The following is a 22,344-nucleotide window of genomic DNA, read 5'->3' on the forward strand; positions in this document are numbered from 1 at the left end:
AAACACAAGAAGTTACTTCAATTGACAAACCTTGCATGGCTTCGATACAATATATGAGGATTCAGCCTAGGCTTACGAGGCAAGCTTTCCGAACGGAAAGCTCCCAGGAGGATGCGATGAATAAGCCAGATCCCAAAGATAATCCGTGGCGGGCAGCCGCCTTAACCACTGCAATCGGTGTCGATCTTGTCGTATGTTTATTGGCCGGGTATTGGTTTGGCGAATGGCTGAGTCACATGCTTGGGGGACAGCTCTGGTTGCTTGCCGGATTTTTGCTTGGACTAGCGGCTGGCGTCGTCAGCATTTACTTCATGATAAAGCAGTACGGAGGGCTATGATGGATGAATTTTCAGCCCATCTGAAAACGGTTCAAAATGTGTTTCTCTTCTTCTTATCCTTTTGCTTGGCTGCTTGGGCCCTTCTCGTGGATTACAGAGCCTACATTGCGGGATTGATGCTCGGCTCCTTGGCCAGCATGATCAATGCAAGATACTTGGCCTGGAAAATCCGCAAGCTGACGGAAACTGTAGTTGAAAAGAAGGGGCGCAAAGGGCCTATCGGCTTTTTGACAAGGGCGGCAATAGCAGCTTTGGCTGGAGTTATCGCAATTCGATATCCGGAACATGTCGCATTACCCACGACGGTGGTCGGATACTTTTTCGCACAATTGGCAACAATCGTATTGGGTATTATTTCTATTAAGAGGTCAGGGAAGTAATTTCAATCGTTGAAAGGGGTGAAAATGGAAAACATGGAACATCATGCACCGGGGTTTGAATGGTTGGGCATTCATTTCGATGCGTCTGCGCTGTTGATGATCGGAGTTACGAGCATTATTGTCTTAATTCTTGCGATTGCCGGAGCCAGCAAAGCATCGGTTCAGAATCCATCGAAATTGCAAAACTTTTTGGAATGGGCCATCGAGTTTGTGGAAGGCATCATCGGAAGCACGATCGGTTCCAAGCACGGCAAGCCGTTTATTGCGCTGGGGCTGTCGCTGATCATGTATATCTTTATCGGCAACATGCTGGGGCTTCCGTTCTCGATTGTTACCGAGGATCACGTCTCCTGGTGGAAGTCTCCGACAGCGGACATTGCGGTTACCGGAGCGCTTACCGTTATCGTTATCTTCTTGAGCCATTACTTAGGGATAACCCGCAACACGAAGCATTATTTCGCGCATTACTTTGAGTACAAAGGGGCTATGCTGATCCTTCATTTGATTGAAGTCGTATCCAAGCCGCTTACGCTTGCATTCCGGCTATACGGTAACATTTATGCGGGTGAAATTATGATATCTGTCATCATCGGGGCAGGCTGGTTTGGAATTGCGCCGCTCTTTGTATGGCAGGGCTTCAGTGTGTTCGTAGGCGCGATTCAAGCATTCGTATTTACGATGCTGACGATGGTTTACATCTCGCAAACGCTCGTTCACGAAGAAGAGCATTAACAGCAAGACTTACCTCGGGAAGTCTCGAGTCATTTTATATAAAAAACTACTCAATTTAAGGGAGGATTTTCTCAATGGGAGCTTTAGCATTAGTCGCAGCAGGTATTGTATTTGGTTTAGGGGCACTTGGTGCAGGTATTGGTAACGGTTTGATCGTAGGTCGTGCACTGGAAGGTATTTCCCGTCAACCGGAACTTCGCGGTACGCTTCAAACTACAATGTTCATCGGGGTCGGTCTGGTAGAGGCAATGCCGGTCGTTGCGCTGGTTCTTGCATTTATCTTCATGGGCCGTGCTTAAGAATTCGTTTGGCGGGGATGGCCATTTAGCCTCCACGCCTTCGTTTTGCCCACGTTATCAGAAGGGAGTGACGTTACTTGCATATTGAATGGTCCACATTTTTTATACAGATCATCGCGTTTTTGATTTTGTATTTGCTGCTCTCCAAATTTGCGTTCGGTCCTCTGTTTGGGATGATGGAAAAACGCAGACAACTGGTGAAAGATCAAATTCAAACGGCCGAAAACAGCCGCAAGCAAGCCGAGCAACTGCTAGAGGAGCAAAAACAAGCCCTTCAGCAAACCCGCAAGGAAGCCTACGACATTATCGAGCAAGCGAAACAAACAGGCTCCAAACAAGCGGATGAGATTATCCACGCTGCACAAGCCGAAGCGAGCCGTCTGAAAGACGAAGCGCTGAAAGATATCGAGAACGAGAAAAACAAAGCGGTTGCGGCTCTTCGCAGCCAAGTGGGTGCGATGTCCGTTCTGATCGCTTCCAAAATTATCGAAAAGCAAATCGACGAAAAGTCACAGGAAGAATTGGTTGAGCATTACCTCAAAGAGGTAGGAGGCAACGTATGAGTGACATCGTCGTAGCGAAGCGTTATGCCAAAGCTCTGTTCGAAGTGGCGAAGGAGAAGAACCTGATCTCCCAAGTGGAAGAAGAGCTGAAATCTGTAGTCAATGCGGTTAAGGACAATGCGGATCTGCAGAAGTTCCTCGGCCATCCGAATATCGGAGCTTCCGTGAAAACGGATTTGCTGAAACAGATTTTCGAAGGCAAAGTTTCCGAACCGGTGTGGAACACGCTGCAAGTCTTGATCGATAAAGGCCGGGCGGCGATTTTGTCTGCTTTGGCGGTCGAATATGTGAAGATTGCTAATGAAGCTCTCGGGCAAGCGAACGCAACCGTGTACTCGGCAGCAAGCTTGACGGACGCCCAACAAGTGGAAATTGCGGCTCAATTCAGCAAGATTACTGGAAAAACGATTCGCGTTGCGAATGTCGTGGAGCCTAAGCTCGTCGGCGGCATCCAAGTGAGAATCGGCGACCGTTTATATGATGGAAGCATCGCAGGAAAGCTTGACCGTCTTGCCAAATCGTTAGTTTAATAAAGGTCTTTAAAGCACAAGCACTGTAAGAATAGGGGTGAAGTTCGTTGAGTATCAAACCTGAAGAAATCAGCACATTGATTAAACAACAGATCGAGAATTATAAATCCGATATGCAAGTGGTTGATGTAGGTACAGTCATTCAAGTAGGTGACGGTATCGCTCGTGCTCACGGATTGGAAAACGTAATGGCAGGCGAGCTGCTTGAGTTTCCAAACGGCGTTCTGGGCTACGCGTTCAACCTTGAGGAAAGCAACGTAGGTATCGTTATTCTCGGACCTTACACGGACATCCGCGAAGGCGACCAAGTGAAACGCACGGGCCGCATCATGGAAGTGCCTGTAGGCGAAGAGCTTCTTGGCCGTGTCGTGAACTCGTTGGGTCAACCGGTGGACGGCAAAGGTCCGGTCAACACAACGGAATTCCGTCCTGTAGAGAATATGGCTCCAGGCGTAATGGCGCGTAAATCCGTTCATGAGCCGATGCAAACGGGTATCAAAGCGATCGACGCGATGGTTCCAGTCGGACGCGGACAGCGCGAATTGATCATCGGCGACCGCCAAACCGGTAAAACGGCAATCGCGATCGACGCGATCATCAACCAAAAAGGCAACGGAGTGAAATGTATCTACGTTGCAATCGGGCAAAAACAATCGACAGTCGTAGGCGTTGTTGAAACCCTTCGCGCTGCCGGCGCATTAGACTACACGATCGTTGTTACCGCTTCGGCTTCCGAGCCGTCCCCAATGCTGTGGCTGGCACCTTATTCTGGCTGCGCAATGGGCGAGTACTTCATGTACAAAGGCGATCACGTACTGATCGTTTATGATGACCTTTCCAAACAAGCGGCTGCATACCGCGAGTTGTCCCTCTTGCTCCGCCGTCCTCCGGGCCGGGAAGCTTACCCAGGTGACGTATTCTACCTGCATTCCCGTCTGCTTGAGCGCGCTGCGAAGCTGAACGATGAACTGGGCGGCGGTTCGATTACCGCATTGCCATTCATCGAGACGCAAGCGGGCGATATCTCCGCTTATATTCCTACGAACGTAATTTCGATTACGGACGGACAAATCTTCCTTGAGTCAGACCTGTTCTACTCCGGTCAGCGTCCAGCGGTTAACGTTGGTAACTCCGTATCCCGGGTAGGGGGCTCCGCTCAAACGAAAGCGATGAAAAAAGTTGCCGGTACACTGCGTGTGGACTTGGCTCAATATCGCGAGCTTGCTGCATTCGCAGCGTTCGGCTCCGATTTGGATAGAGCGACTAAAGCTCGTTTGGACCGCGGTGTTCGGACACTTGAAATCTTGAAGCAAGGCGTGCACCAGCCGCTTTCGCTCGAGAAGCAAGTTGCTTCCCTGTACTCGGTCGTTAAAGGGCACCTGGACGACCTTCCGGTACAAGACGTGACCCGTTTTGAAGCGCAATTCCTGGCTTACCTGGATTCCAACCGTCCGGAAATTCTGCAAAGCATCCGCGATACGAAAGATTTAACTGCGGATAACGACAAAGCTTTGGCAGATGCGATTCAGCAATTCAAAAAGAGCTTCGCGGTTTCTGAATAAATCATGCGTACCTGAGCTTTTCTTTCGCGGGAAGCCCAGGTACTCCATGTTAAGCCTGAAATCGGGCCTTGTCGCCTGAGTCGGGTTTTCGAATGAAGGCTTTTCAAAGCCTCAAAAGAGAGGTGAGCAGGTATGGCAAAAGGAATGCGCGAGATTAAGCGCCAGATCAAATCCACTCAAAACACGAAGCAGATCACCAGAGCGATGGAGATGGTGGCTGCAGCGAATTTGAGAAGAGCTCAGCAAGCGGCGGAAGCGGCTCGCCCTTACTCCGACAAGCTGAAGGAAGTGGTCGGGAGCATCGCCGCAGGGACCAAAGGCGTTAAGCACCCGATGCTTCAAGCGCGTGAAGTGAAGAAAACCGGCTATTTGGTAATCACCTCCGACCGCGGTCTGGCAGGCGGTTACAACGCTAACGTGCTGCGGAAGGTTATGTCGGAGATTCGTGAGCGGCACAAGTCCACGTCCGAATATTCGGTTTTTGTAATCGGCCGTAAAGGCAGCAACTTCTTCTCCAAACGGCAGATTCCGATTGTACAAGAAGTGACGGGTCTTCCCGATTCCCCGACTTTTTCGGATATCAAATCGGTAGCCGCTGCGGCGGTAGCCAACTTTGAGAACGGCTCTTACGATCAACTGTTCCTGGTGTATAACCAGTTTAAAAACGCGATTACTCAAATTCCGACCATGGTCCGCCTTCTTCCGATGGAGGATGTGTCCGGAGTGTCCGCAGCAAGCTACGAGTATGAGCCATCACCGGAAGGCGTACTGGAAGTTCTGCTTCCCAAATACGCGGAAACGCTCATCTACAGCGCGGTCTTGGAAGGAAAAGCGAGTGAGTTCGGGTCGAGAATGACAGCCATGAACAGCGCGACGAAAAATGCAACGAAAATGATCAGTTCCTATACGCTCGCTTACAACCGTGCGCGTCAAGCTTCGATTACGCAAGAAATTTCGGAGATTGTCGCCGGGGCCAATGCGAACGCGTAAAAGTTCATAAAGCTCTGCGCAAGCAGAGTTCGGATAAAATGCTTACGAAGTTAGCTTTGCTAAAGCAAAGCTCAGATTATGCTTACGAAGTCAGTTTTCCTAACGGAAGACTCTTAGGAGGGAAACCATGAGCAAAGGGCGCGTTGTGAATATTACAGGGCCTGTCGTCGATATCGAGTTCGAGCGCGGGCAACTCCCTGAAATTCTAAATGCTATCAAAATTAGTAAAACCGAAGGCGGACAACAAAAGACCATGACGGTTGAAGCGGCTGTTCACCTTGGTGACAACCTGGTTCGCTGCGTAGCGATGTCCTCGACGGACGGTCTTGTTCGTGGAGCTGAAGCTACAGATACAGGTGCAGCTATTACTGTACCGGTAGGCGCAGCTACACTTGGCCGTGTATTCAACGTATTGGGCGATCCGATTGACGGTAATGAAACTGTAGACCGTACATTGACAAGCCCGATTCATAAAGCAGCACCTTCATTTGAAAACTTGTCGACCAAAGCTGAGATCCTGGAAACAGGGATCAAAGTAATCGACTTGATGGCTCCTTACGCAAAAGGTGGTAAAATCGGTCTCTTCGGCGGTGCGGGCGTAGGTAAAACCGTAACGATGCAAGAGCTGATTCACAATATCGCGCAAGAACACGGCGGTATTTCCGTATTCGCCGGTGTAGGCGAAAGAACGCGTGAAGGTAACGACTTGTATCACGAGATGAGCGATTCCGGCGTTATCGCCAAAACGGCGATGGTTTTCGGTCAAATGAACGAGCCGCCAGGCGCGCGTCTTCGCGTAGCATTGTCCGGTCTGACCATGGCCGAATATTTCCGTGACGAAGAAGGAAGAGACGTTCTTCTGTTCATCGACAACATTTTCCGCTTTACCCAAGCAGGTTCCGAGGTTTCCGCCTTGCTCGGACGTATGCCGTCCGCGGTAGGTTACCAGCCTACGCTGGCAACTGAGATGGGTCAATTGCAAGAGCGTATTACATCCACGAAAAAAGGTTCCGTAACTTCGATTCAAGCGATTTACGTTCCTGCGGATGACTATACGGACCCGGCGCCGGCAACTGCGTTCGCCCACTTGGACGCAACGACGAACCTGGAGCGCAGCATCGCGGCAGCGGGTATTTTCCCTGCGGTGGATCCGCTTGCTTCTTCTTCCCGTATTTTGACGCCGGAAACTCTCGGCGAAGAACATTACAAAGTAGCTCAAGGCGTTAAGCAAATTTTGCAGCGCTACAAAGAGCTTTTGGATATCATCGCGATCCTGGGTATGGATGAGCTGTCCGACGAAGACAAGCTGATCGTACTCCGCGCCCGTCGTCTCCGTCTGTTCTTGTCCCAACCGCTTCACGTGGCAGAGCCATTCAACGGATTCCCGGGCATTTACGTGCCGCTTAAAGAGACAATCCGCAGCTTCAAAGAAATTCTTGAAGGCAAGCACGATGACCTTCCTGAACCGGCGTTCCACAACGTTGGCACAATCGAGGACGCTATCGAGAAAGCGAAAACGCTGTAACGCCTAGCTTTATGCTTTCGAAGCAAAACTCGAAGAAGGGGGAGTCCAAGTGAGCACATTCCTGCTGGAAATCGTAACGCCCGAGCGCAAAGTGTATGCTGAACAAGTGAACATGATTGTCGCAAAAGGCGTTCAAGGGGAGCTTGGAATTCTGCCTAATCACATTCCACTTGTAACTCCGTTGAAGATCGCCTACGTTACTGTGAAAAAACAAGGAGCAAAAGACCAGTTTATCGCAGTAAACGGCGGTTTCATGGAAGTGCGCAAGGATAAGGTGGTTATTTTGGCGGAAAGCGCCGAGCTGCCGGAGCAAATCGATGTAGATCGTGCGAAAGCTGCCAAAGAGCGCGCGCAGCAACGTCTTGCCGACACGAAACAGGCGCACGTTGATTTCAAAAGAGCGGAAGCGGCTTTACAGCGTGCATTGAATCGGATCGACGTATCCGGAAAAAAATAGATTGGATTCGCAAAATCGCCCTCCACACGGCCAAAACGGCTTGGTGAAGGGCGATTTTTATTTTGGGCGAACGATAGAATTATGGCAACAGTTTGTTCTTGAGCAATGCCAGCCGGCTTTGCCTGTAGCCCCCACCTTAGTAATTAATGAAGGAAAGGCTGTCCCAGGTGCAGAGCAATCTGCTTGCGGAACAGCCTTTTTGTATAAATAGGTGATGAACATCGGCGTCCCGATGTCATGAACAATCCCCTACCGCCGTCAAGGATGTTTTTGCACGGCTCGTTCTTTGGCCGTTCAAAGACGGTGGTGCCGAGATGGGCGCAATGGCTTTCCTAATGGGCGCCTTGGTTGACCACCGTCATACGACGCTTACACCGGCTGGGATGGGAGCTGCGCGTGGTGCGAAATCCCCCTGCACAGGTTGCGGCGCTGCTCGGCGGAGGGCATAAGTCGGCTTGGTAGGCCAAGCCCGGGGAGAAAAACCTGCAAAAGTGCAGGTTTTCTCTACGAAAATGGCTCATTTTGGCGAAAAGCCTGCAAAAGTGCAGGAATTTCCGACGAAATGAGCCTGATCCCACGTGCTCGGTGGAAAAGCCTGCACAAATGCAGGAATTTTCCGCTCCCAACCTCTCAACGCGTAAAAAACTGCACTTTTGCAGGCTTTCTGCGCAATGCCAAGCAGTTGCTGCCTCAAGCGTGCGAGTTCCTGCCTTTTGCAGGCTTTCTGCGAATGCCGAGAGCGTAGCTGGCTCAAGCATATGAACTCTTGCTTTTCGCAGGCTTTCTGCGCAATGCCAAGCAGTTGCTGCCTCAAGCGTGCGAGCTCCAGCCTTTTGCAGGCTTTCTGCATGCGGCAAGATAGCTGGGCAGTCGGGCGGTCCGGCTCCAGAGTGTGGGTTTCTCAACAGCCCTGACTTTCCGTTTGCCGCCCTACATGGTGAATTTGTTCTTACTTATAGTAAGAATCGATCAATGGGACGAAGTAGCCGCCGCCATCTTTGACTTGCATGGAGATGGTCACGGTTTTCACGTTGCCGATATTGACTTCGATGTCTTTCAGTCCGTCATTCGGCGAAATGGTTTCTACTTTTTTGAGGAGCGCATTGCCATCAAGGTCTTTGATCTCGAAATCGGTTAAATCTTTATCGATGGCTGCAATTTTCAGGTGCAAGGTTTGGTACTTTTTGTCCGGGGTGATAATGAGTGTTGGTCCGCCGGACCCTTCATGGTAATAGTAAGCTTCTTTATAGTCTTTATTCTTGTATGTCGTTTGCGCCGGGTCTTTTGTGTAGGTGTAGTCGTTAAACTTTTCCGCATTCAAAGGAGTTCCATTCACTTTTTCCCCCAGAATGACTTCCTGGTTCGCAGCGTCGTAATCTATGGCTACATTTAAAGCGTTGGCAACTCCTCTTACCGGCAAATAGGTGTTCCCATTGTATGTAATGGGCAGTACGGCCAGTCCCTGCGCATCGTTCAGCTGAGCGACTTTGCCGTTGACGCGAACTTTCAAATCTCCATTTAGATAAGCTTGGATTTCTTGCAAGTTGGCGCCGGCGTAAACACCGGAGCTAACCCCGACCAGCAAGGAAATTCCGGCTACGGAAGCTACTAATTTTTTGTTCAGCATGTCTCTGCTCCTTTGAAAATTTTTCGGAAAATGTAAGGAATATACTAAAAAATTCTATTTAATTATAGAATTTATTCGACCAAGTATCAATAAGTCTGAATGTTCATTTTGTAGCATAAATCATACCGCCTATTGGACGCGAAGATGGCTCAGGAATAAATAAGGTGTGAATTGGAAAAAGTACACGTTATGAATGTGCGGAAATAGTCATCGACGCCCAAATTCCTTTTTGTTATAATTGTTAAGGTGATTATTACCATTTTTGATAAGTTGAATGAGAAAAGCAAATAGGAATGGAGGCGGTTACATACGGATGATGTACACAAATAATTACGTGATTGTGGCGATTTTCCTGGGACTTTCGATTTTTCTTCCTATTGCCGCGTTAACGATTGGCAAACTGCTGAGACCGAGCAAGCCTGTCGAGGAGAAGTACACGACGTATGAGAGCGGCAACGAGCCGGTCGGAGAAGGGCAAATCCGTTTTAACATTCGTTATTATCTGTTTGCGTTAATGTTTGTCATTTTTGATGTGGAAACCGTGTTCTTGTACCCATGGGCTGTCGCTTACAAGCAGCTTGGATTGTTTGCTTTGGTGGAAATGTGCATTTTTGTAGCCTTGCTTGCCATAGGATTATTATACGCTTGGAAAAAGAAGGTGCTGCAATGGACTTCAGTCTAGAATCGATCTCGCCCGAGGAACGGGAAGAGCTAAACCGCAACGTATTTATGACCACGCTAGAGCAAGTAAAAGCCTGGGCCCGGAGCAATTCGCTTTGGCCGCTCACGTTTGGCCTCGCCTGTTGTGCCATTGAAATGATGGGAACTGGCGGGTCGCACTATGATTTGGACCGTTTCGGAGTCATCTTCCGTACGTCGCCCCGACAATCCGATGTGATGATTGTCGCAGGGACCGTTACGAAGAAAATGGCTCCTTTGCTGCGCCGTCTTTATGAGCAGATGCCGGAGCCGAAATGGGTCATCGCCATGGGCTCCTGCGCTACGGCGGGCGGACCTTACGTAAAGTCGTATGCCGTTGTCAAAGGCGTCGACCAGGTCGTCCCCGTCGATGTCTATATTCCCGGCTGCCCGCCTAATCCGGCGGCGCTCATCTACGGGATCAACAAGCTTCAGGAGAAGATTCGCTATGAAGCGAAGACCGGAAAGCAGGTGATCCATCGATGAGCGACGAGAAGAAGCCGGAAAAGCAGGCTCCCGCGCCGGAAGCGGCGGAGGAGCGCAAGGCTGACGCCGCCGGCGGAAGCGAGCCCGCGGCGCAGCCGGAGCTGGCCGAAGCCGCCGCCGAGGTCGGCCGGCTGACGCCGGAGGCGCGCGCGAGCAAGACGCCGCTCAGCGCGGAGACGCAGGCCGCGGTGGACGCCGCGGCGGAGAAGCAGGCGGCGGACCCCGCCGCGCAGACGACGAGCGAGCCGAGCGACGCTCCGGCTGCGGAGATCGCGGCCGCGCCCGCCGGCGCAGCAGCAGACGCCGCGGCCGAGCGCGCGGCGGCGAGAGCGGCCCGCCAGGCTGCGCGGGCCGCTGCCGCAGGCGATGCGCCGGCAGCCGACGCTGCAGCCGGCGACGACGAGAAGGCGGCCAAAGCGAAGGCCGCCGCAGAAGCGCGCGCCGCGCGGGCAAGCAGCCGCGCGGCCAAAGACGGGGACGCGGAGCCTGCCGCGCCGAAGGAGCCGTCGCCGAACCAGCCGCTGCTGGACCGGCTGGTGGCGATCTTGAAAGACAGCGCCGGCGAAGACGCTGTCGTCGAAAGCTTTATTAACGAAAGGGACGGCCACCGTCCTTACGTGGTCATCCAGCGCGAGCGCTGGCCGCAGGCGGCCGCAGCGCTCAAAAATCACGAAGAGCTGAAATGCGACTACCTTCGCAATCTTGCAGGTGTCGATCAGGAGACGCATCTGGAAGTTGTGTACCATCTGCTTTCCATCCCGTATAACCGCGAGTACTGCGTGAAGGTCAAGACGGACCGCGATCAGCCAAGCATTCCGTCCGTGACGCCGGTCTGGCCGACGGCGAACTGGAACGAGCGGGAAGTTTACGATTTGCTGGGCGTCGATTTTCCGGGACACCCCGATTTGCGCCGAATTATGATGCCTGACGATTGGGTCGGATATCCGCTCCGCAAAGATTACGAACCGCTGGACCCGGAGGTGTAGCATTTGTTACGGACAGAAGAACTGCTGTTGAACGTAGGCCCTCAGCATCCCAGTACGCACGGAGTATTCCGTGTAATCGTCAAGCTGGACGGGGAGATCATCCGGGAAGCAATTCCGGTGATGGGCTACCTGCATAGAGGAACCGAGAAATTGGCGGAGAATTTAAGTTATACGCAGATTATTCCATATACCGACCGGATGGATTACGTGTCGGCTATGACCAACAATTACGTGCTCGTCCACGCCGTAGAGAAGCTGATGCAGCTGGAAGTCCCCGAGCGGGCGGAGTTTCTCCGTCTGATCGTTATGGAGCTTCAACGTGTCGCCAGCCATCTGGTGTGGTGGGGAACTTATTTGCTGGACATCGGGGCGATGAGCCCTTTCCTGTACGCGTTCCGCGACCGGGAGATCATTATCAATCTGTTCAATGAGCTGTGCGGCGCCCGGCTTACATACAATTACATGCGGGTAGGTGGCGTGAAATGGGATGCGCCGGAAGGCTGGATCGACAAAGTGCGCGAGTTTGTCCCTTACATGCGGGGCAAGCTGGACGAGTACGATAATCTCGTCAGCGGCAATGAAATTTTCCTGTCCCGGATCAAAGGAATAGGGAAATACGATGCCGAGACGGCTATCGCTTACGGGCTCAGCGGCGCGAATTTGAGATGTACCGGCGTAAATTGGGACATCCGCAAAACGCAGCCTTACAGCTTGTACAACCGCTTTGAATTCGATGTGCCGGTTAGGGACGGCGGCGACTGCTACGACCGCTATGTCATCCGGCTGGAAGAAATTCGCCAATCCTTGCGCATTCTGGAGCAAGCGGTGGAGCAGTTCCCGGCCGAAGGCGAAACGATGGGCAAGGTGCCCAGAGTGCTCCGCCCGGCGGAGGGCGAAGTGTATGCCGCCATCGAGTCGCCGCGCGGCGAAATCGGCTGCTACATCATTTCCCGCGGCAAACAGGAGCCATACCGCTTGAAATTCCGCAGGCCTTCCTTTGTGAATCTGCAAATTTTGCCCAAACTGCTCGTAGGCGAAACGATGACGAACCTCATTACCATTCTTGGCGGAATTGACATTGTCGTCGGGGAGGTCGATGCGTAAATGATGGATTTGCTGAATCAAAATCTGACTTGGACGAACTTTTTCATCTTCCTGTTTTGGGGCGTCGTCATGCTGATGCTCGTTCTTGGCTTCGTCACCTATGCGATCTACTTCGAGCGCAAGGTGCTGGGCTGGATGCAGCTTCGCATCGGTCCGAACCGGACCGGTCCGCTCGGACTGCTGCAGACCGTAGCTGACGTTTTGAAGCTGCTGATCAAGGAAGATACGATTCCGAAAAAAGCGGAGCGCGAGCTTTTCATACTGGCGCCGGTCATTACGTTCATCCCTTCGTTCACGATCGTCGCGGCGATACCTTTTTCCGACAAGCTGTTCAACGCCAATCTCAACATCGGGCTGCTCTATTATGTGGCGCTGACAGGAATTTCCACGATCGGCATCATCCTGGGCGGGTGGGCGTCGAACAACAAGTACGCGCTGCTCGGCGGCATGCGCTCGGCTGCGCAAATGATCAGCTATGAGGTGCCGCTGGTCGTATCCGTGATCGGCGTCATCATGATGACGGGCTCGCTCAACCTTCATACTATTGTGGATCAGCAGGCCGGGGGCTTCTGGCATTGGAACTTCCTGCCGCAAATTATCGGCTTTATCGTGTTCGTCATTGCCGGCATTTCCGAGCTGAACCGGACGCCGTTCGACCTTCCGGAAGCGGAGTCGGAGCTAGTCGCCGGTTACCACGTCGAATACAGCGGCTTCCGCTTCGCTTTCTTCATGCTGTCGGAGTATGTGTACGTATTCGTCATCGCATCGCTGACGGCGCTGCTATTCCTGGGCGGCTGGCAGTCGCCGCTGCCGTTCCTTGATTTTGTGCCGGGCATTATCTGGTTTTTGCTGAAGTTCACCTTCATCGTGTTCGTTCTGATCTGGATTCGCGGCACGCTGCCCCGGGTGCGCATCGATCAACTGATGGGTTTCGGCTGGAAAGTGCTGCTCCCGCTGGCTTTGGCGAACATTTTCGTCACGGCGATCTATATGAGCATTTTTTAAGGAGGGCTGACAAGTGAAGGGCTTAATGAAAGGCTTGGGCGTAACGTTCAAAAGCATGACCCAGAAAAAAATCACCTACGCATACCCTGACGTCCCGCTCGAAATGCCGGATCGCTTCCGTGGCATTCAACATTTTGATCCGGAAAAATGCATTGTCTGCAATCAGTGCGCGCGAATATGCCCGACGGAGTGCATCACTTTGACGGGCAAAGCGAATCCGGACCCGGAGAAAAAAGGGAAAGTTATCGATACGTACGACATTAACTTTGAAATCTGCATCCTGTGCGATCTGTGCACGGAGGTTTGTCCGACCGAAGCGATCGTGATGACGAACAATTTTGAGCTCAGCACGTACAGCCGGGACGATTTGTTCAAAAACTTGCAATGGCTGAACGACAACAACACCAACATTCGCAAGGAGAACAACTCGGCCATGCCGAAAGGAGGCGCCAAAAAGGATGTTTAGCGGAATTGGCGATTTTCTATCGAGCGGATCCAGTTGGGCCTTCTTCATCTTCGCACTGCTGGCGATCGGCGGCGCTATCTTCATGATCAGCTTTACCAAGGTCATTCACATGGTCATTTCGCTAGCCCTTGCGTTTATAAGTCTTGGCGGGCTTTACGTCATTCTGGAGGCGGAGTTCGTCGCTTTCGTACAGGTGCTGATCTATGCGGGCGCGATCTCGATTCTGATGATTTTCGGCATCATGATGACCAAGCACAGGCATGGCGAAGAGGAGGAGCCGCGCCGTCCGTGGCATGAAGGGCTGTCTATTCTGGGCGCAGTCGGTTTGTTCGGAATTTTGTTCTATGCGATTCAAAAAACGACGTTCATCGCGAACGGCACACTGGACGCGGGCAAAGACAACACGCTCGAAATCGGCAAACTGCTCTATAACGAGCATGTCATTCCTTTTGAAATCATGTCCGTGCTGTTGACGGTGGCCTTTATCGGTGCAATCGTCATCGCCAAAAGAGAGGAGGACTAGCGGATGGGAACTGTAATCACTCCCTACCTGACTCTGGCAGCGATTTTGTTCTGCATCGGTTTGTACGGGGCCTTGACCAAGAGAAACGGGGTTATCGTGCTGTTATCCATCGAATTGATGCTGAATGCGGTCAACCTGAACCTGGTGGCATTCTCCAAGCTTGGCGATCATCCGGCACTTACCGGACAAATTTTTTCGCTCTTTAATATTACGATCGCTGCGGCGGAAGCTGCCGTAGGCATCGCGATACTCATTTCTCTATACCGGAATAAGGGAACATCGGACGTTACCGAAATGGATTCTATGAAGCGCTAGGAGGCTGAAAAGGACATGGTATCGGATTATTCACAATACGCATGGCTCATTCCGCTGTTTCCGCTGCTGGCTTTTCTAGCGCTTACGGCTATGGGACGACAGTTGAAAGACTTGGGCATTTATCTCAGCATTGCCGCGATGGCCGCGTCATTTATCGTGGCGCTGTTTATTTTCCTGGAGCGTCTCGGGGGCAATGTCGAAGGGTATACGTGGGATAAGCTGGATTGGCTCAGAGTGGGCGATGTCACGATCAAAATGGGATTCGAAGTTACGAATTTGAACTCTCTCATGCTCGTTATCGTGACGCTCGTCAGCCTGCTCGTCAATATTTACTCCAAAGGCTACATGAAAGACGATGAACGGATTCATGTATTCTACAGCTACATCGCCCTGTTCTCGTTCTCGATGCTGGGCCTTGTTATTTCCGAAAATATGCTGGAGCTCTACATTTTCTGGGAGCTTGTGGGCGTCTGCTCCTTCCTGCTGGTCGGATTCTGGTATTTCAAGCCGGAAGCGAAAGCGGCCGCCAAAAAGGCTTTTATCGTAACCCGTATCGGGGACGTCGGTTTATTTCTCGCCATTTTGCTGCTGTTCTGGTATATGCCCGGACATTCGCTGGATTTCAGCTCCATACATAACGCATTTACGACGGGGAAAATCGATCCGGCGATCGTCACCTTGATCGCGGTTCTCATTTTTGTCGGGGCCATCGGCAAATCGGGCCAATTCCCGCTGCATACGTGGCTGCCCGATGCGATGGAAGGCCCGACGCCGATCAGTGCGCTCATTCACGCCGCAACGATGGTTGCCGCAGGGGTGTACCTGGTGGCGCGCACGTTCGATATTTTCCACGCTTCGCCGGATGCGCTGCTTGTCGTCGCCTACGTCGGCGGCTTCACCGCGATTTTCGCTGCGACGGTCGGCGTCGCGCAGAACGACATCAAGCGCATTCTCGCGTATTCGACCGTCAGTCAGCTTGGCTACATGATGATGGGGCTGGGCATCGGCGTTTCTTACGCTTCGGGAATGTTCCATTTGTTCACGCACGCCTTCTTCAAAGCGCTGCTGTTCCTGGGGGCGGGAAGCGTGATTCATGCCGTACATACGCAGGACATTCATGAAATGGGCGGGCTGTCCCGCAAAATGAAGATCACGACATGGACGTTTGCCGTCGGCTCGCTCGCGCTCGCCGGAATCCCGCCATTCTCCGGGTTCTGGTCCAAAGATCTCATTTTGACCGAGGCTTTCGAACACAATCAACTGCTGTTCTGGGTCGGGATAGCAGCTGCGTTCTTTACCGCATTTTATATGTCACGGCTGTTCTTCCTTGTCTTCATGGGCACTTCTCGCGCTAAGGGCCATGCGGCTGATGATCATGGCCGTCATGACGTTCACGAGCCGCATGAGTCGCCGTCTTCGATGACGATGCCGCTGATCGTCCTTGCCGTGTTGGCTGTCGTCGCCGGCTTTGTCAACACGCCGGCCAATGAATGGCTGAGCCATTGGCTGACAGGCGATAAACACGCGGCGTCCGCGAACTGGACGGTCATGGCGCTGTCGACGCTTGCCGGCCTGCTCGGAATCGGCCTGGGCTACTTGATGTATTTGAAACGTTCGCTGCCCGAAGATTTCTTTTCCGCCAAAGTTCCGGGTCTGCATAAGCTGCTGTACCGGAAATATTTTGTGGATGAGGCTTACGACGGGGTGTTTGTCAGACCGCTTCGCGGCCTGGGCTTTATCCTCGAATGGATAGATGTATATATCATCGACGGCATCGTGCGTCTGAGCGCTTTTGCGGTAGTCGGTCTCGGCCGCTTGGGCGCCCGCCTGCAAAACGGGCAGCTGCAAACCTACGGACTGATCACCGTTCTGGGTATGCTGATTCTGGCGCTCGCCATAGCGGGAAGGAGATTCATCCATGCTGGTTAATTTGCCGATCTTAAGCTTAATCGCTTTTTCACCGCTGCTGGGGGTTCTGGTTCTGCTCTTTGTCCGTCAGGAAAAAGGCAATTTGATCAAAACGATTTCCATAGCGGCCACATTGATTCCGCTCATTTTGGCGGCATGGCTGTACGTAGATTACAACTATCAGGGCGAGCCCCTGCAATATCAGGAGCAGCACAGTTGGATTACAGTGCCGCTTAATCATGAGGGCATTCAGCAATTAACCCAATATTTCTTCGAATTCAAATATTCGATGGCCGTGGACGGCGTGTCGCTGCCGCTTGTCTTTTTGACGGCGCTGATCTCTTCGATGGCGGCTCTGGCATCCGTACACATCAAGAAGCGCTGGAAGACGTTCTACATCCTGTTCCTGCTGCTGGAAACCGGGATGTTCGGCGTGTTCATGGCGCAGGATCTGTTTCTCTTCTTCCTCTTTTTCGAAACTACGCTCGTGCCGATGTTCTTCCTGATCGGAATCTGGGGCTATATCAAGCGGGAAGAAGCCGCCAACCGCTTTTTGATCTATAACGGTCTTGGTTCGGCCATTATGCTGATCGCCTTCCTGATTCTGGTCAGCACGGCCGGTTTCAGCCAGGTGCAGTCGCAGACGGAAGCGATCGTGTATTACAGCGGGGACATTCATACGATTGCCCATAATTTGCTGCAGGACCCGGCGGCGCTGGTAAATCAGCCGAATACGCCGTTTTACCTGAGCAGCGGCATGAAATGGACGCTGTTCATCATGCTCCTCGTAGCGTTCGGCATCAAGCTGCCGATTTTTCCGTTCCATACGTGGATGCTTAAGGTGCATACGGAAGCGCCGCCGTCGGTCGTTATGATCCACTCCGGCATTTTGCTGAAAATGGGCGCTTACGGCCTGATCCGGTTCGGCATCCTGTTTTTCCCGGCGGAAGCGAAGCAATGGGCCTGGATGCTGGCGCTGCTTGGCGTCATCAATATTGTGTACGGAGCCATATTGGCCATCGTGCAAAAAGACTTCAAACTCGTGTTGGCTTACTCAAGTATCAGCCATATGGGCATCGTCCTGCTCGGCCTCGCCGCTTTTAATGTGAGCGGGCTGCAGGGGGCCGTGTTCCAGCTCGTCTCGCACGGACTGATCTCTGCGCTTATGTTCCTGATGGTCGGAAGCATCTTCGAGCGAACCGAGACGACGCAGCTCAACAGGCTGGGCGGCCTCGCCGGCTCGGTGCCTTTCATGAGCGGCATCCTGCTGGTAGCCGGCATGGCCTCGCTCGGGCTGCCGGGATTGTCCGGTTTTATCAGCGAGTTCCTGGCCTTTCTGGGGCTCTTCCAAACGCATCCCGTCTATACGGTTGTCGGTGCGCTCGGCATTATTTTAGCGGCGGTGTATGTGCTTCGAGGGGTGTTGAACATCACGTACGGACCTCCCAACGAAGGGCTGCGCGTACAGGGAATGAGGGATGCGCGGCTGATCGAAGCCGTGCCGATGATCGCCCTGGTAGCTTTCATTCTGCTGCTGGGTATATTCCCCAGCGTGCTTAGCCAGCTTTTGCAACAAACCTTGGGCAGCTTTGATCAGGTGATCCAAAGCGCAGCCGGGAAGATAGGAGGTTAGTCCGGTGGAACAGCTACGACTCCATGTCGCCGATTTATCGCATCTTCTTCCAGAGCTCTCGCTCGTTGCCGCCGCGATCGTCCTGTCGCTCTTGGATTTGATCCTGCCCAGAACGGTCGGCCGCTCTGTAATCGGATGGCTGTCGCTTGTCGGCATTGCCGTCTCGGCGTTGTTCGTCATTCTTCAATTGAATCCGGCAGAGCCGGTTCAACTTCTCAATATGAGTTATCGGGTGGACGATTTCTCTAATTTGTTCAAGCTCGTCTTGCTGGCGGGAACCGGATTTGTCATCCTGATGAGCCTGGGCTCCGTGAAGGAAGACGACATCCCGCATGTCGGCGAATACTACTATTTTCTGCTCCCTGCCGTATTGGGCGCGATGGTTATGTCTTCCTCCGGCGATTTAATTACCCTGTTTGTCGGGCTGGAGCTGCTCAGCATTACGTCTTACCTGCTCGTGGCCATGAAGAAAAAGAACAACCAGTCGAACGAAGGAGCCTTCAAGTACATCGTAATGGGAGGCGTCTCCTCGGCCATCATTTTGTACGGCATGTCGTTTCTGTACGGCATGAGCGGCTCTACGAATTTGTCGCAGATCGGGGCGGCGCTGCCTCAGCTGCTGCCGGGATACGAGCCGCTGCTGTACGTGTCCTTCTTCCTGCTGCTGGCGGGCTTCGGCTTCAAAATCGCCGCCGCTCCGTTCCACAGCTGGGCCCCGGATGTGTACCAGGGCGCGCCGACGCCGGTCTCGGCATTCCTGGCCGTCGTATCCAAAACGGCGGGCTTCGCGATTTTGTTCCGGATCGTCTACCTGCTGTTCGGCTTCAACAGCTTCGGGCAAAGCCAGATTCAGGCGGACGTATTCCTGGCCTTGTCCGTTACGGCGGCCATCGCCATGGTGGCCGGGAACTTCATTGCGCTTAAACAGACGAATATCAAGCGGCTTTTGGCCTATTCGGGGATTGCGAATGCGGGCTACCTGCTCGTTCCGATCAGCGCGTATTTCTCGGCTGCGCATTTCGCCAACTTTTCCGAATTTATGTTTTACCTGATCGCTTACCTGTTCATGAACATCGGGGCTTTCGCCGTACTGATGATCGTTGAGCAAGCCGAGGGACATACCGAGCTTAAAGGTTTTGCAGGGTTGTATTACCGTGCGCCCTGGACGGCTCTGGCCATGGTGCTGATCGTGCTTTCCTTGACAGGCATCCCGGTTTCGGGAGGGTTTTTCGGGAAGCTGTACATTATTTTGGGCACAATGCAGACGCAGCATTACTGGCTTGGCGCGCTTATGATTGCCACCAGCGTCGTATCGTTCTATTATTACTTCGGCGTCGTGAGACAAATGTTCATGCGCACCGATTACGAGTCTACCGAGGTGAAAGTGCCGCTGCCGCTCGGCATTACGGTATGGATATGCGCGCTGGCCGGCGTTGCGCTCGGCTTTGTCCCGCACCTTGTCCTGAAAGGGATTGAATCGATTTTCAGCCTGACCAAAGACTTTATAATGATGTAAACGGCATTCTATTTGAGCCTTTTCCCGCGTAAATGTGGGAGAAGGCTGTTTTTTTGCCGCGCAGGCAGGGAAATCGGGTTTGAATGCAGAATGTAAAAGGTTTATTATGAACAGTAGCTTAAAAAATTACTATAATAAAATTACTATGAATAAGAGGGACCTGTGATTTCATGAAAATGACCCGGCACCTGCTGCTTATTACATCAATGATACTGGTTATGGAACTTGCAGGAACGGCAATGAAAGCAGAAGCGGCATATCCGGAATCTACCGACCCGATGCGGGTCAAGCAAGTGTATCTGGATACGATTCATATCAATGAAGCGTGGGCTGCGGCGGGCGATCCCAAGACGCCTATCGTGGTGGCCGTTGTCGACACCGGCGTTGACCTTGCGCATCCTGATTTAGCCGGGAATCTGGTTGATGGGACGAACCTGCTCCAGCCCGGACAAAAGCCGTTCGACGACAACGGACACGGAACGAATGTGGCCGGAATCATTGCGGCTGTCCGCAATAATGATAAAGGAATCGCGGGAATTGCCCCGAACGCCAAGGTGATGCCGATCAAAGCGCTGGAATCCGACGGTACGGGCGGCGAGGCCAAGCTTGGCGAAGGGATTCGCTACGCAGTGGATCACGGCGCCAAGATCGTCGTGCTTTCCCTCGGACTGAACAAATATTCGGATTACTTGGCGGATATCGTGCAATATGCGGAGGACCATAACGTGCTGCTTGTAGCGGCCGCTGGCAATGAGGGAAACAGCGTCAAATACCCGGCAGCCTATCCGACCGTGCTGGCCGTTGGCGGCGTGACGGCGGACCTGCATGCGGACTACCGCTCGAATTTCGGGCCGGAGCTTGACCTTGTGGCTCCCTGGGACGTGTACACGACCGCGCTCGGAGGCGGCTACCAGTACCAGGACGGCACCTCGATGGCGGCTCCGCAGGTCGCTGCAGCGGCAGCGCTGGTCTGGGGCAAGTATCCGGGCCTGCAGGCTTACCAGGTTCGCAGTCTTTTGGAACAGACGGCGGAGGATTTGGAAGGCACAGGCTGGGACGCCCATACGGGGTACGGGATGCTGCGGGTGGACCGCGCGCTGACGCAGCCGTATAAGGAAAACCGGTTCGAACCGAATGACCGGATGGATATGGCGGCCACGATCTCCGTTCATACGGACGTCCACTCATCGTTAAGCTCCGCTCAGGATCAAGACTGGTTCGCTATCGATGCTCCTTACGACGGAACTTTGCTGCTGACGATCCGGACAGGAGACGGCTCGGGCGTTCGCGTGCGAACGGGAGCGGGCGGGATGTACACAACCGACACCGCCGGACCGATTTCCATTCCGGTAAGCAAAGGGCGGAACTACGTGCAACTGCAGACGGTGGACCGCACGCGCAGTACAGCGCTGGACTACTCGCTGCGCACGGATTTCCACATTTACCGCGATCCGTATGAAGATAACGATAAGCAGTATAAAGCGTATGTGCTTCCGGCCAGAAGCCAGACCATTCGCGGAACGTTTCATCAAAAAGGCGACGTCGACTGGTTTATGATCCCGCTTGAGCAATCGGGCACGATGCGCTTGAAGGTGTCCGTCGATACGGCCCGGATCGACCCGGCCATCCTGTTTCAAAAAGAGGGAGAAAAGTCGATCACGATCGATCAGGGGGGCGACGGCGCTACGGAGATCAGTCCTCCGATGGAGCTTCTTCCCGGCCAGTATTACATCCGTATCAGCAACGTCAAAGATTATATAGAGCCGATTATGGGCGAGTATACGCTCAGCATTGAATTCACGCCCAAACTGATCGATCCGAACGAGCCGAACGATAAGCCGTATCAGGCTACTCATGTCAGCATGTTTACCGATTACGAGGGATTGTTTCATAAGGATGACGATGTCGACTGGTTCGAGTTCCGGCTCAGCCAGGACAGTTTGGCGCAGCTCAGCTTAATGAATATTCCGACAAGCAGGACGATCTATGCTTCTCTGTACGACAGCAGTCTGGAAGAACTGTCTTCCTACAAAAACGATTACGGAGCCAGCTCTCTATACTTCGAGCAAAAGCTGGCGGCCGGCACTTACTACGTGAAACTTCAATCGGACCAAGCGTTTCTCAGCCAGCTGTACCACTTGAACATAGGCAGCTACCCATTGATTAGCGGCTTTATCGATATCGCCGGCCATTGGGCGCAGAATGCCATCGCCCAGATGGCCGGTCAGGATGTGATCAGCGGCTACGGCAACTACCGGTTCGGCCCTGACCGCCCGATCACCCGGGCTGAAGCCGCCGCAGTGCTGGCGCGCGCGCTCCGATTGACTAAGCAGGCGGAGCTCAGCTATAAGGACATGGACTCTTCGAACTGGGCGTATGAGTACGTGGCCAAAACCGTGCAGGCCGGACTTGTCGACGGCTATCCGAACGGCACGTTTGGACCGAATCGGACGCTGACGCGCATGGAAATGACGCAGATGATGGCCCGCAGTATGAACATGACCGGCAAGCGGAGAGGAAATTCACCGTTTACCGATGTGAACGAATCGTACTGGGGAACCGGAATTCTCAAGCAAATGTGGGCGGACGGCTGGATTACCGGCTATCCGGACGGTACGTTCCGGCCTGAGGAGCAGGCTACGCGCGCAGAATTCGTCACCATGCTGGCGAAAGTATTGAACCGATAACCGAAATAGGGGG

Annotated in this window: 23 protein-coding genes; 22 read left to right on the plus strand and 1 reads right to left on the minus strand. The window is 53.0% G+C overall.

Translation table 11 applies throughout. The features are described 5' to 3' along the window. Positions 1 to 116: 116 nt before the first annotated feature. From AC6RNO_RS30765 to AC6RNO_RS30810, 10 genes are all read left to right on the plus strand, one after another. Positions 117 to 338 carry an AtpZ/AtpI family protein gene (locus tag AC6RNO_RS30765; protein ID WP_488438033.1) on the plus strand — a complete coding sequence of 74 codons (222 nt, stop codon included), beginning with the start codon at positions 117 to 119 and terminating at the stop codon, positions 336 to 338. Next, on the plus strand, positions 335 to 718 hold the full coding sequence (locus AC6RNO_RS30770; RefSeq protein WP_474686759.1) for an ATP synthase subunit I: 384 nt from the start codon (positions 335 to 337) through the stop codon (positions 716 to 718). The genes AC6RNO_RS30765 and AC6RNO_RS30770 overlap by 4 nt, the downstream gene beginning before the upstream one ends. Before the next feature lie 33 nt (positions 719 to 751). Continuing rightward, on the plus strand, positions 752 to 1,450 hold the full coding sequence (gene atpB, locus AC6RNO_RS30775) for a F0F1 ATP synthase subunit A (RefSeq protein ID WP_474686760.1): 699 nt from the start codon (positions 752 to 754) through the stop codon (positions 1,448 to 1,450). 74 nt (positions 1,451 to 1,524) lie between these two features. Continuing rightward, positions 1,525 to 1,749, plus strand: coding sequence for a F0F1 ATP synthase subunit C (atpE, locus tag AC6RNO_RS30780; protein ID WP_474686761.1), 225 nt, complete (start codon positions 1,525 to 1,527; stop codon positions 1,747 to 1,749). A gap of 77 nt (positions 1,750 to 1,826) precedes the next feature. Next, the gene (gene atpF / locus AC6RNO_RS30785) at positions 1,827 to 2,312 is read left to right on the plus strand and encodes a F0F1 ATP synthase subunit B (protein ID WP_474686762.1); all 486 of its coding nucleotides are present in this window, start codon (positions 1,827 to 1,829) and stop codon (positions 2,310 to 2,312) included. Further along, positions 2,309 to 2,842 carry a F0F1 ATP synthase subunit delta gene (locus tag AC6RNO_RS30790; RefSeq protein WP_474686763.1) on the plus strand — a complete coding sequence of 178 codons (534 nt, stop codon included), beginning with the start codon at positions 2,309 to 2,311 and terminating at the stop codon, positions 2,840 to 2,842. The genes atpF and AC6RNO_RS30790 overlap by 4 nt, the downstream gene beginning before the upstream one ends. Positions 2,843 to 2,889: 47 nt before the next feature. Then, positions 2,890 to 4,404 (plus strand): F0F1 ATP synthase subunit alpha, encoded by a 1,515-nt coding sequence (atpA, locus tag AC6RNO_RS30795; RefSeq protein WP_474686764.1) that lies wholly within the window; start codon positions 2,890 to 2,892, stop codon positions 4,402 to 4,404. 132 nt (positions 4,405 to 4,536) lie between these two features. Then, positions 4,537 to 5,394, plus strand: coding sequence for an ATP synthase F1 subunit gamma (gene atpG, locus AC6RNO_RS30800; protein ID WP_474686765.1), 858 nt, complete (start codon positions 4,537 to 4,539; stop codon positions 5,392 to 5,394). A gap of 127 nt (positions 5,395 to 5,521) precedes the next feature. Beyond that, positions 5,522 to 6,919, plus strand: coding sequence for a F0F1 ATP synthase subunit beta (gene atpD, locus AC6RNO_RS30805; protein WP_474686766.1), 1,398 nt, complete (start codon positions 5,522 to 5,524; stop codon positions 6,917 to 6,919). 49 nt (positions 6,920 to 6,968) lie between these two features. Then, entirely contained in the window at positions 6,969 to 7,376 is a 408-nt protein-coding gene (locus AC6RNO_RS30810) for a F0F1 ATP synthase subunit epsilon (protein WP_474686767.1), read from the plus strand. A 949-nt stretch (positions 7,377 to 8,325) separates the two neighbouring features. On the opposite strand, the gene AC6RNO_RS30815 is transcribed toward AC6RNO_RS30810, so the two are convergent. Beyond that, the gene (locus AC6RNO_RS30815; protein ID WP_497107834.1) at positions 8,326 to 9,003 is read right to left on the minus strand and encodes a stalk domain-containing protein; all 678 of its coding nucleotides are present in this window, start codon (positions 9,001 to 9,003) and stop codon (positions 8,326 to 8,328) included. 316 nt (positions 9,004 to 9,319) lie between these two features. Between AC6RNO_RS30815 and AC6RNO_RS30820 the strand changes: the two genes are divergently transcribed. From AC6RNO_RS30820 to AC6RNO_RS30875, 12 genes are all read left to right on the plus strand, one after another. Beyond that, positions 9,320 to 9,685, plus strand: a complete 366-nt coding sequence (locus AC6RNO_RS30820) for an NADH-quinone oxidoreductase subunit A (protein ID WP_474686771.1) — start codon at positions 9,320 to 9,322, stop codon at positions 9,683 to 9,685. Continuing rightward, on the plus strand, positions 9,670 to 10,188 hold the full coding sequence (locus AC6RNO_RS30825; protein ID WP_474686769.1) for a NuoB/complex I 20 kDa subunit family protein: 519 nt from the start codon (positions 9,670 to 9,672) through the stop codon (positions 10,186 to 10,188). The genes AC6RNO_RS30820 and AC6RNO_RS30825 overlap by 16 nt, the downstream gene beginning before the upstream one ends. After that, the gene (locus tag AC6RNO_RS30830) at positions 10,185 to 11,174 is read left to right on the plus strand and encodes an NADH-quinone oxidoreductase subunit C (RefSeq protein ID WP_497107835.1); all 990 of its coding nucleotides are present in this window, start codon (positions 10,185 to 10,187) and stop codon (positions 11,172 to 11,174) included. Before AC6RNO_RS30825 ends, AC6RNO_RS30830 begins: the two co-directional genes overlap by 4 nt. A gap of 3 nt (positions 11,175 to 11,177) precedes the next feature. Further along, on the plus strand, positions 11,178 to 12,278 hold the full coding sequence (locus tag AC6RNO_RS30835) for an NADH-quinone oxidoreductase subunit D (protein ID WP_474684383.1): 1,101 nt from the start codon (positions 11,178 to 11,180) through the stop codon (positions 12,276 to 12,278). Further along, a complete protein-coding gene (nuoH, locus tag AC6RNO_RS30840) occupies positions 12,279 to 13,283 on the plus strand; it encodes an NADH-quinone oxidoreductase subunit NuoH (protein ID WP_474684382.1) in 1,005 nt (334 codons plus the stop codon). It abuts the gene before it with no gap. Between the two features lie 13 nt (positions 13,284 to 13,296). Then, the gene (gene nuoI, locus AC6RNO_RS30845; RefSeq protein WP_474684381.1) at positions 13,297 to 13,749 is read left to right on the plus strand and encodes an NADH-quinone oxidoreductase subunit NuoI; all 453 of its coding nucleotides are present in this window, start codon (positions 13,297 to 13,299) and stop codon (positions 13,747 to 13,749) included. Next, the gene (locus AC6RNO_RS30850) at positions 13,742 to 14,272 is read left to right on the plus strand and encodes an NADH-quinone oxidoreductase subunit J (RefSeq protein ID WP_474684380.1); all 531 of its coding nucleotides are present in this window, start codon (positions 13,742 to 13,744) and stop codon (positions 14,270 to 14,272) included. Before nuoI ends, AC6RNO_RS30850 begins: the two co-directional genes overlap by 8 nt. Before the next feature lie 3 nt (positions 14,273 to 14,275). After that, complete coding sequence (gene nuoK / locus AC6RNO_RS30855; protein ID WP_474684379.1) at positions 14,276 to 14,587, plus strand: NADH-quinone oxidoreductase subunit NuoK; 312 nt, start codon at positions 14,276 to 14,278, stop codon at positions 14,585 to 14,587. 15 nt (positions 14,588 to 14,602) lie between these two features. Then, a complete protein-coding gene (nuoL, locus tag AC6RNO_RS30860) occupies positions 14,603 to 16,516 on the plus strand; it encodes an NADH-quinone oxidoreductase subunit L (RefSeq protein ID WP_497107836.1) in 1,914 nt (637 codons plus the stop codon). Continuing rightward, positions 16,506 to 18,128, plus strand: coding sequence for a complex I subunit 4 family protein (locus AC6RNO_RS30865; protein ID WP_474684377.1), 1,623 nt, complete (start codon positions 16,506 to 16,508; stop codon positions 18,126 to 18,128). Before nuoL ends, AC6RNO_RS30865 begins: the two co-directional genes overlap by 11 nt. 4 nt (positions 18,129 to 18,132) lie before the next feature. Next, a complete protein-coding gene (locus tag AC6RNO_RS30870; protein WP_474684376.1) occupies positions 18,133 to 19,644 on the plus strand; it encodes an NADH-quinone oxidoreductase subunit N in 1,512 nt (503 codons plus the stop codon). A 170-nt stretch (positions 19,645 to 19,814) separates the two neighbouring features. Beyond that, a complete protein-coding gene (locus AC6RNO_RS30875) occupies positions 19,815 to 22,331 on the plus strand; it encodes a S8 family serine peptidase (protein ID WP_497107837.1) in 2,517 nt (838 codons plus the stop codon). Positions 22,332 to 22,344 lie beyond the last annotated feature (13 nt).

The organism is Paenibacillus sp. sgz302190 (assembly GCF_059820445.1).